Consider the following 9,751-nt stretch of genomic DNA (forward strand, 5'->3'; position numbering starts at 1 on the left):
TGTCAGGCCGTCTTGGCAGCGGCGGGTCCTTGTCAGGCCGTAGTGGCAGCGGCGTCAGACGCAGTAATGTTCAATGATCGATCAAATTGTTCGACTGTGATGCGCAGTATCGGGCGCGCCAGGGGACCAGGGAACCAGGGCACCTCGGCGTCAGGCGGTTCCTGATTCGTGTGCGTAGTCCATGACGTGGAGTTCCATGAGACGCCCCAGGTGCGGGTCGCCGCGGAGCAGGCCCTCGGCGATCTCCTCGTGGTCCTCCACATTGTCGTGCAGTTCCGTGCGCAACCATCGCAGGGAGAGGCGGGTCCAGGCCTCCACGCCCAGCCAGTCCCAGTGCCGGATGAGTACGGGGTTTCCGCATGCGTGGACGATGGCGCGGTGGAAGGCCACGCCGTGCAGGGCCTGGCCGTCAACGTCCCCCTCGACGGCCGCGCGGCGCATCGCGAGCATGTGTTGCTCCAGTGCGGCGGCGTTCCCGGCCAGCCGGGGGGCGGCCAGTGTGACCGCGCGGCGCTCCAGGGAGGCGCGTACAAGGTACACATCCCGGAGCTGATCCAGGGTGAGCTCTCGGACCCGGACGCCCTTGTTGGGCGTGGAGGTCACGAGTTCCATGGTCTCCAGCTCACGCAGTGCCTCGCGCACCGGCGCCTGGCTGATGCCCAGCTCGATCGCGATCCGGCGCTCGACGATGCGGTCTCCGGGCTCCCAGCGGCCGGCCACCAGGCCTTCGAGGACGAATGTACGTACGCGTTCACGCAGAGGGACCCGCTCCAGCGAGAAGCCCGGCCTGGTCACTCCGGAGGACCGGGGGATTGCGGGGTTCGTGGGGAGTGACAACTCGGCTCTCCTCGACTCATCGTTTGAGCAATGATCGATCATCTATCAAGAGAGTACTCGACGATTCGCATCCGCGGCTACCTCTGTCGCCGCGCACAGATGTTACGGATGCAGGCCCAACGCCGTGATCTGTCGACTGCTGACCGATGCCGCGGCGGTGTTGCGGATACCTCGCGGGCGGCGGGCTTGCCCACCAGGACGAGGCGACGGGGATGAGGTCACCGCGCGTTGTACCGGCCCGGCGATCCGGCTGCCCGGACGGCGACGTACGGGACGACGGCCCGCCCGGCAAGGGCCGCGAGAAGCCGCAGGGCCACGGTGACGACGGGGTTCGGGTGCCCGCCGGCGTACCACCCGGGAGGCGACAGGGCGAGCGAGGTCGGCAGCACTCCGATGAGCACGTCGAGTACGGCCGCCGGGGCCGATGTCTGGGTTCCCGATGGGCGCGGGCGAGTCGGGCGCGAGCAGCCATCGCATCGCCGTGACGACAAGATCGCCGTGACGACAAGATCGCCGTGACGACAAGGGGGAGCCGTGACGACAAGGGGGAGCCGTGACGGCAAGGGAGAGCGGCAATCCGGTGAGGTCGAATTCGTGTGCGGTGCAACGCGGGGTGTGCCGGGGCGGGTCGGTTGCGGGTGCTCGGCCGGTGAGGGCGGGCCGTAGTGGGGGAGAGGCCGGGGAGGGCCTCGGGAGAGGCGTCGCGCGGACGGGCGTGTCCGGGTCGGGTGGCGATTCTCCGGCCGGCGCGAGGGATGGCATCGACGGTGTGTGGTGCGCGACGGCAGGACCGCGGGGTGGGAAACCCGGCGACGCAAGGGGTTCCCCACCGCCGTTCGGCCATCCTCACCGAGCCGTGTGCGCGGCTTCCAGCCAGTTGAGGAACTCGCAGGCGAAGTGCCACTGGTGGCCGGTGAAGACGTGCTCGGGGGCGCTCGCGGGGAACTGGATCGTCAGGCGGATGCGCAGGCCGTGCGGACCGTCACCGAACTCGTGCATGACGCGGCAGATCTCGGTGCCGTCCGTGAGCCGGCCGGTGCCGCCGATCCGCACGGGATAGGTCCCGTGGCCCTCGTCCTCGATTGCGACGCCGTCGTGGAAGGTGAGGAAGAAACGCAGCGGTCCGGAGCCGATGGTCTCGATGATCTCGACCACCCCGTCGGCGGAGTCGGCGAGGTAGTGCTCCGGATTGGCCGAGAGCAGCGCCGTCCGGTCGGCGCTCGCGAGCCGGCCCTGCCACCAGGTCAGGAACTCCTCGGCGGTGATCCCGCCGATCTCCATCTCGGTCACGGCGGACCGCCACGCGCCGCCCGAGGCGTCCGGCAGCGGTGCCATCGCCCGGTCCGCCGCCCGGAGGTCCTCGGTGAGCAGTTCCCGCATCGCCTCGTCCCCGATCCGGTCCTTGAGCAGGGCGAGCGCGGCGCGGGCGCGGTCCAGTTCCCATCGGCGGATGTCGTCCGGCGTGTAATCGGTGCCGTCGATCACGGTCCGGACAGTCAGTGCGCCGTTCATGGCGTGTCCCTTCAGTATGAAAACCATTAAGCGGAGAGATTTTCTCCGTCTCTAGGACGGTAGCATAGCGGAGAGGAACTCTCCGGTTCAGTGGTCAATGGAAGGCGGTACACCGTGCGGGCAGATGCGGCACGCAGCAGGCGACGGATTCTCGACGCGGCCCGTGATGTCTTCTTGATGCACGGCCTCGACGCGCCGCTGGATCTGATCGTGCGCCGGGCCGGAGTCGGGCCCGGCACGCTCTACCGGCGCTACCCCGATCGGGAGGCGCTCGTCCGGGACCTGACCGGCGACCTGCTCGTCCGCCTGGAGGGCGTGGCCGAGGCGGCCGCCGCGGTGGACGACGACGCCTTCGCGGCCTTGCGCCGCTTCGTCCACGCGGCGGCGGACCTGCGGATGGGCGCGGCCGTTCTCGTCCTGCTCGAAGGCCTCGTCGTCGACGAGGAGCTCGTGGGCATCCGCACCAGCACCGCGAGTGCCGTCGAAGCCCTGATCGACGCCGCGCACCGGTCCGGCCGGCTCCGCCGCGACGTGGGCATGGGCGACCTCGTACTGCTCTCGATCCGTCTCTCCCGTCCCCTCCCCGGCGGCCTGGACCGCCTCGACGCCGACGGCGACCTCCTCCACCGCCACCTCGACCTGGCCCTCGACGGCCTCGACACGGCAGCACCGACCGGATCCGTGGCAGCCCCGGCGCCGTGCACCCCCCTGAGCTTTGCCGACCTCGTCGCCGCCGCCGACCGCCCGGCCGTCACCGACCGGAGGCCCGCGGGCGGGTAGTTGGTGTCATCCCCTGGCGGTGCGGGACATGGTGACGACGACCCGTCGGGCGCCGGGCACGGCGGCGTCGATGGGGCAGCCGCGGGCCATGCCCAAAGACAGGACGGATTCGAAGGAGAAGGCGCCGGGCAGCACGGTGACCGGCTACCTGCCCGAGTTGATCGGATCGGAGTCCACCTCGTCCTCGTACGGGAATCGACCGGTGCCCAGGACGCCGTTCTCCGACTCCGGCACGACCTGGAAGCCGTCGGGCGGGAGGTCGGGGATCGGTGTCGGCAGGCCGATGCCGAGGTTGTCGTACTCACCGACGCGAGGACCCCTGTGACGGTGGTCGGCACCCGACCACCGTCACCCACCGCGGCACACGCTCCGGAAGGCCGGATCCGGCCCGGCCCCACCGCCGCTCCGGCAGACTGGCAGCAGGCCGCTTCACGGTCGTGTGACTCCTCGGTGAAATGGCTCTTCGCGCGGCGGCCGTCCTCGGCGAGGAGGGCCGACTGCCGGTGCACATGCATGTCCGGGCCCGGTTCTTCGGCCATGGCCTGTCCCGTGGATCATGAAACCGGCTGGCCTCCGGGCCCTCGTTCAGGCGAACGGCGACGCGACTTCCACCGTATTCACCATTCACCGAAGTCCGGTCGTCAGGGCGGGCGGTGGAGCGATCACCGGAGAGTGACCGACGAGATTGGGTGCGGCGCGTCGGATCTGGGCGCGCCGTAGAGGTGGGGCCGGGAGCCGCTGGGCGTGGGTGGTCGGGCCAGGTCCCCGATCAGGTGCGAGAGTTGGCGCAGGCCGGGGGCGAAGGCCGATTCGGGGGTGTTGCCGTAGCCCAGGACGAGTCCGTTGTGGGCGGAGTCGGGCAGCAGGGAGTGTTGGGACAGGGGCCGGGGGGCCATCCGGTGGCAGCGGGCAGCGCGGGCGAGGGGCTGGTCGGGGGTGTCCGGCGGGAGCTGCACGGTCAGGTGCATTCCGCTGTCGCCGCCGGTCACGGTGTGGGGTACATCGAGGTGTTCGGCCAGTGCCACCCTGAGCGCGTCGCGTCTGCGGCGGTAGAGGCGGCGCATGCGGGCGAGGTGTCTGCTGTACTGGCCGCTCTCCATGAAGTGCGCGAGGGCGAGTTGTTCGTGGCGGTGCCCGCCGCGCAGCAGCTCGTCCACGACCGGTGCCGCTCGGTCGACCAGCGGTTCGGGCAGGACGAGGAACCCCAGGCGCAGGGAGGGGAAGAGGGTCTTGCTGAAGGTGCCGACGTAGAGGACTGGCGCGCCGGGTGCCAGGCCCTGCATGCATGTGAGGGGCTCCCCGCTGTGGCGGAACTCGCTGTCGTAGTCGTCCTCGATGATCCAGGCGCCGTGCAGGCGGCACTTCTCGATCAGGTCGAGGCGTCTGGACGCGGTGAGGACCGCTCCCGTCGGGTACTGGTGCGCGGGAGTGGTGGACACGAGCCGGGGCGGGCGGTCCTCCCAGTCGGATGCGGAGGTCCGCAGGCCCTCCGCATCGACCGGGACGGGCACCACGGTCAGGTCGCCGCCGGTCAGCGCGGTCTGCGCGCCGCGGTAGCCCGGGTCCTCGACCCAGGCAGTGTCACCCGGGTCGGTGACCAGCCGGACGCACAGGGTGAGCGCCTCCTGCGCTCCTTCGGTGATGACGACCTGTTCCGGGAGACAGTGCAGGCCGCGGGCGACGGCGAGGTGACGCAGGATGGCGGTCCTCAGTGCCGGTTCGCCATGCGGTGGGCCGTAGCCCAGCAGCTGTGTCCCGCCGCGCTGGACCACCCGGTCCAGAGAGCGCCGCCAGGCCGCCAGGGGGAACTGGGCCAGGGCGGGGACGCCTGGTGCGAAGGTGAGGGAGTCGGCACCTGACCGGTCGCACTTGCGGATCCGCTCGACACGCCGTGCCAGGGTGGCCGGGGCCGAGTGCGCGCCGTCCCCCGGCTCGGGGCGGGCCAGTGCGGCGACACGAGTGCCCTGCCTGCTGGGGTCGATGTAGCCCTCCGCGCTCAGCACCTCGTACACGAGCGTCACGGTGTTGCGCGACACCCCGAGGCTCTCTGCCAGGGCGCGCGAGCCCGGCAGACGACTGCCCGCCGGCAGTCGGCCGTCGAGGACAGCGACCCGAATGCGGTGCAGGAGCTGCTTCTGGAGGGACTCCCCGCCGCGCCCCCGGGACAGCGGCTCCTGGAGCAGGAAGTCGAGCTGCGGCCCCAGGGCTTCGTTGCCGGCCTGCGCCGTTCGGTCTTCTCCCACCGCGTCCTCCCGGTGCGCATGCTCCGTCGTGGCTCCATGGAATGACCCTACTGTGGCCCTTTTCGAGGGTCCATGCGATGCCTAGCCTGGAAGCGCCGGAAAACACGAGGAGACCAGCATGTCCGCACGTCCCAACGAATACGGCCAACCCGTCGGCCACCCTCTGCCCGGCTGGACGGCTGTTCCCGCGCCCGCCAGGGACACCCTCAAGGGCAGCTTCTGCCGGCTGGAGCCGCTGGACGCGGACCGCCACGCCGACGACCTGTACGCGGCCTTCGCCCTCGCGACGGACGGCAGCGACTGGACCTACATGCCGGCCGGCCCCTTCGACGGCCGGGCCGACTACCGCTCCCACCTGACGGCGGCGACGCAGGCGGACGACACCCTGCAGTACGCGGTCGTCGACCTGCGCACCGGCAAGGCCGTGGGCAGCCTCGCCCTGATGCGCCAGGACCCGTCCAACGGCGTCGTCGAGGTCGGCAGCGTGGCCTTCTCGCCCCTGCTGAAGCGGACCCCGGTGTCCACCGAGGCCCAGTTCCTGCTCATGTCCTACGTCTTCGACGACCTCGGCCACCGCCGCTACGAGTGGAAATGCGACAGCCTCAACGCTCCCTCGCGCAAGGCGGCCCTGCGGCTGGGCTTCACCTTCGAAGGGATCTTCCGCCAGGCCGTGGTCTACAAGGGCCGCAGCCGCGACACCGCCTGGTACTCCGTCATCGACGCCGAGTGGCCGCGCGTCGGCACGGCGCTGCGGCAGTGGCTCTCACCCGACAACTTCGAGGCGGAAGGCCGCCAGAAGCGGTCCCTGTCCGACGTCCGCGCTGCCGGTGGGGAGCCGGGACGCTGACGAGCACTTTCAGCCACCCGAAGCATCACCGAAGGACCGGTCGGCCGACGGGATCTGGGAGCGCCTGCTCCAGTCTTCCCTGTGCTGGAGAAGGTCCTTGACCTGGCCGACGGTGCCGTCTCCTGAAGGGCCCGGGGCGGCGGTCCCGTCGTGCTCCGGGGGCAGGATCTTCTCCGGGCGCTCTGTCTCTGTGGCGTTCACCTGGGCTCCAACAGGGCTTTCAGATAACGCCCGGTGTGCGATCGGGCGTTGGCCGCGACCTGTTCCGGGGTGCCTTCGGCGACGACCTCGCCTCCCCGGTGTCCGCCTTCCGGTCCCATGTCGATCAAGTGGTCGGCGGACTTGATCACGTCGAGGTTGTGCTCGATCACGACGACCGTGTTGCCGCCGTCGGCCAGTCGTTGAAGCACCGTCAGCAGACGGGCGACATCAGCCGTGTGAAGACCGGTGGTGGGTTCGTCCAGCACGTAGAGGGTGCGCCCACGAGTACGGCGCTGGAGCTCGGCGGCGAGCTTGACGCGCTGCGCCTCACCGCCGGACAGCGTGGTGGCTGCCTGGCCGAGCTTCACATAGCCGAGCCCGACGTCGTCCAAGGCCCGCAGATGCCGGGAGAGGATCTGGTGGCCGTCGAAGAAGTCCAGGCTCTCCGCCACGGTCATGGCCAGCACGTCCGCGATGGACCTCTCCCTGTAACGCACGTCGAGGGTCTCCCGGTTGTACTGGGCGCCCCGGCATACCTCGCACGGGACGTAGACGTCCGGGAGGAAGTTCATCTCGACCCTGATGGTGCCGTCGCCGTAGCAGTGTTCGCAGCGGCCGCCTTTGACGTTGAAGGAGAACCGGCCGGGCTGGTAGCCGCGCACCTTCGCCTCCGGGGTCCGGGCGAACAGCTTGCGCAGATGGTCGAAGACACCCGTGTACGTCGCCGGGTTGGAGCGTGGGCTGCGGCCGATCGGCGACTGGTCGACCTGGACCACCTTGTCGATGTGCTCGATGCCCGTGATGGTCCGGTGCCGGCCCGGCACCCTGTGCGCACGGTGGACGTGCCGGGCGAGCGCGGTGTGCAGAATGTCATTGACCAGGGTCGACTTGCCGGAGCCCGAGACGCCGGTGACCACGGTGAACAGACCGAGAGGAAACGACACCGTCACGTCGCGCAGGTTGTGCTCAAAAGCTCCGTGCACAGTGAGGGCGCGGCCCGGTTCAGCCTCTCTGCGCCGGGTGGGCAGCGGGATCGTGCGACGTCCGGAGAGGTAGGCGCCGGTGACGGACTCAGGATGGACGGCCAGCTCCCGCACGGTGCCCGAGCAGACGATCCGGCCGCCGTGTGTGCCCGCGCCGGGGCCGACGTCCACCACCCAGTCGGCGTTCCGCAGCGTCTCCTCGTCGTGCTCGACGACGAACACCGTGTTACCGCGGTCGCGCAGCCGCTTCAGGGTCGCGATGAGCCGCTGGTTGTCGCGCTGGTGCAGCCCGATGGACGGCTCGTCCAGCACGTACAGCACGCCGGTCAGCCCCGCGCCGATCTGGGTCGCAAGCCGGATCCGCTGCGCCTCTCCGCCCGAGAGGGAAGCGGCGGGCCGGTCGAGCGAGAGGTAGTCCAGGCCCACATCGAGCAGGAACCGCAGCCGTTCGCCGATCTCCGAGAGCAGCGCCTCGGAGATCCGCTGCTCACGAGCACTGAGCTCCAACCCATCGACGAATGAGGCTAGTTCACCTAGTGGCAGGGCGGCAGTCTGAGCGATGCTGCGCCCGCCGACCGTGACCGCGAGAACTCCCGGGGCGAGCCGCGCGCCCCCGCAAGCCGCACACGGCTTGGCGCGCATGTACCCGGCGAACCGGTTCTGGCCGGCTGCGGACTCGGCGCCCTCGGCGTGGCGGCGCTTGATATGCGGGATGACTCCCTCGAAGCGGGCCACGTGCGAGCGATCACGTCCGAAGCGGTTCCGGTACGTCAGGTGCAGCCGCCGCTCCGTACCGTGCAACACCATCTGACGTATACCGGAGGAAAGTTCACGCCAGGGGGTGGTGACACTGAAGCCGACGTCCGCGCCCAGTGCTTCGAGCAGGCGGTTGAAATAATCGGCGCCGCCGGTGTTGGTCCAGGGGGCGATGGCACCCTCCGCCAGTGACCTGGTGTCGTCCGGCACGACAAGAGCTGGGTCGACCTCTCCGTGCGAACCGAGTCCAGCACAGGCGGGGCAGGCACCCCAGGGCGCATTGAAGGAGAACAGCCGGGGCTCCAGCGACTCCAGGTCGATGTCGTGCGAGCGCGGACAGGCCATCTCCTCGGAGAGCACCAACTCTCGGCCGGCCGAGCCGGGTCTCTGATCCACGAACTCGACTCGGAGGACGCCGCATCCGATCCCCAGCGCGGTTTCCACTGATTCCGTCAGCCGCTGCCGGATACCGGGCTTGACGGTCAGCCGGTCGACGACCGCGTCGATCGAGTGCTTCTTGCGCTTGTCCAGTGCGGGTGGCGTCGTCAGCGCGAGGACCGTCCCGTCGACCCGGACCCGGCTGAATCCGTCGGCGGACAACTGCCGGAAGACCTCGACATGTTCGCCCTTGCGGTCGCGGACGACGGGGGCCAGGACCTGGAACCGGGTTCCCTCGTCCTCGTCCAGCAGCAGGTCGACGATGCGCTGCGGTGTCTGCCGGCTGACCGGTTCGCCGCACTCGGGGCAGTGGGGGCGGCCGATCCGGGCGTACAGCAGGCGCAGGTGGTCGTAGACCTCGGTGATGGTGCCCACCGTGGAACGCGGGTTGCGACTCGACGTCCTCTGATCAATGGCGACCGCTGGGGACAGTCCTTCAACGGCATCGACGTCGGGCTTGTCGAGCTGCCCGATGAACTGCCGCGCATAGGAGGAAAGGGATTCAATGTAGCGCCGCTGACCCTCGGCAAATATGGTGTCGAATGCCAGGCTTGACTTTCCGGATCCCGACACACCCGAGAACACGATAAGCGCATCCCGGGGTAGTTCGACGGACACGTCACGGAGATTGTGCTGCCGGGCGCCCTTGACGACGAGTAGATTTCTCACTTCGTGAACCTCAGGTGATGTTGACAACCAGCCGAGCCATACCGTATCGCCGTGCCACCGCGTGCCGGGCTCGTCATTCAGAGCCGTATCTGCGTGGCAAATATCTCCCTTGACAGAGAAGTTCACCGCATGCGCAAAGAGAATCCGGGCCGGTGCGAAGAGCGGCGAAATAAAGCGTGGGTGACTCTTGACCTCGCACGGAATGTCTGAGCAGGGAAGGAATGGGTGAGAATTCCGAGCTATTCGAGTCCCTCGGCGTGCTGCGCCGCGCTGTACGGTTGCTGCTCCGCCGCGACTCCGGTGCTGGGTGGCAGGGCAGCCGTGCCCTGGCGGACCGGCGCAGCCGGCTCCTCGAAGTGGGCTCCGATGCCCAGCTTCTCCAGGATCTTGTTCTCGATCTCGTTGGCGAGATCGGGGTTGTCCTTGAGGAAGTTGCGGGCGTTCTCCTTGCCCTGGCCGAGCTGGTCGCCCTCGTACGTGTACCA

Annotated in this window: 8 protein-coding genes and 2 pseudogenes; 2 read left to right on the forward strand and 8 right to left on the reverse strand. The window is 69.4% G+C overall.

From position 1 onward, the window contains the following. Window positions 1–150: 150 nt before the first annotated feature. The 3 genes from ACGF8B_RS31240 to ACGF8B_RS31250 form a co-directional block, all read right to left on the reverse strand. Window positions 151–774, reverse strand: a complete 624-nt coding sequence (locus ACGF8B_RS31240; protein WP_392745313.1) for a GntR family transcriptional regulator — start codon at window positions 772–774, stop codon at window positions 151–153. A gap of 281 nt (window positions 775–1,055) precedes the next feature. Beyond that, window positions 1,056–1,238, reverse strand: a complete 183-nt coding sequence (locus ACGF8B_RS31245; protein WP_392745283.1) for a hypothetical protein — start codon at window positions 1,236–1,238, stop codon at window positions 1,056–1,058. A gap of 445 nt (window positions 1,239–1,683) precedes the next feature. Beyond that, entirely contained in the window at window positions 1,684–2,349 is a 666-nt protein-coding gene (locus ACGF8B_RS31250; protein ID WP_392745284.1) for a hypothetical protein, read from the reverse strand. Between the two features lie 114 nt (window positions 2,350–2,463). On the opposite strand from ACGF8B_RS31250, the gene ACGF8B_RS31255 reads away from it, so the two are divergent. After that, the gene (locus tag ACGF8B_RS31255) at window positions 2,464–3,129 is read left to right on the forward strand and encodes a helix-turn-helix domain-containing protein (protein ID WP_392745285.1); all 666 of its coding nucleotides are present in this window, start codon (window positions 2,464–2,466) and stop codon (window positions 3,127–3,129) included. A 39-nt stretch (window positions 3,130–3,168) separates the two neighbouring features. Here the strand turns inward: ACGF8B_RS31255 and ACGF8B_RS31260 are convergent. Further along, window positions 3,169–3,414: pseudogene (locus ACGF8B_RS31260) on the reverse strand (succinyl-CoA--3-ketoacid-CoA transferase); the annotation flags it as partial. A 377-nt stretch (window positions 3,415–3,791) separates the two neighbouring features. Further along, window positions 3,792–5,372 carry a PLP-dependent aminotransferase family protein gene (locus tag ACGF8B_RS31265; protein WP_392745286.1) on the reverse strand — a complete coding sequence of 527 codons (1,581 nt, stop codon included), beginning with the start codon at window positions 5,370–5,372 and terminating at the stop codon, window positions 3,792–3,794. Window positions 5,373–5,490: 118 nt separating this feature from the next. Here ACGF8B_RS31265 and ACGF8B_RS31270 point away from each other — a divergent pair, with 118 nt between their 5' ends. Beyond that, entirely contained in the window at window positions 5,491–6,219 is a 729-nt protein-coding gene (locus ACGF8B_RS31270; RefSeq protein ID WP_392745287.1) for a GNAT family N-acetyltransferase, read from the forward strand. A 9-nt stretch (window positions 6,220–6,228) separates the two neighbouring features. Here ACGF8B_RS31270 and ACGF8B_RS31275 read toward each other — a convergent pair whose 3' ends face one another. From ACGF8B_RS31275 to ACGF8B_RS31285, 3 genes and pseudogenes are all read right to left on the reverse strand, one after another. After that, entirely contained in the window at window positions 6,229–6,420 is a 192-nt protein-coding gene (locus ACGF8B_RS31275) for a hypothetical protein (RefSeq protein ID WP_392745289.1), read from the reverse strand. Further along, window positions 6,417–9,392, reverse strand: coding sequence for an excinuclease ABC subunit UvrA (gene uvrA / locus ACGF8B_RS31280; protein ID WP_392745290.1), 2,976 nt, complete (start codon window positions 9,390–9,392; stop codon window positions 6,417–6,419). Before uvrA ends, ACGF8B_RS31275 begins: the two co-directional genes overlap by 4 nt. 113 nt (window positions 9,393–9,505) lie before the next feature. Next, window positions 9,506–9,751 (reverse strand): annotated as a pseudogene (locus ACGF8B_RS31285) (DNA recombination/repair protein RecA); the annotation flags it as partial.

It is taken from the genome of Streptomyces sp. NPDC047917, from assembly GCF_043204345.1.
Lineage (GTDB): Bacteria > Actinomycetota > Actinomycetes > Streptomycetales > Streptomycetaceae > Streptomyces > Streptomyces sanglieri.

What these genes read in the sequence shown, in the direction of transcription:
- ACGF8B_RS31250 (WP_392745284.1), bottom strand. Translation starts at nt 2,349, where the DNA reads ATGAACGGCGCACTGACTGTCCGGACCGTGATCGACGGCACCGATTAC.
- ACGF8B_RS31270 (WP_392745287.1), top strand. Translation starts at nt 5,491, where the DNA reads ATGTCCGCACGTCCCAACGAATACGGCCAACCCGTCGGCCACCCTCTG.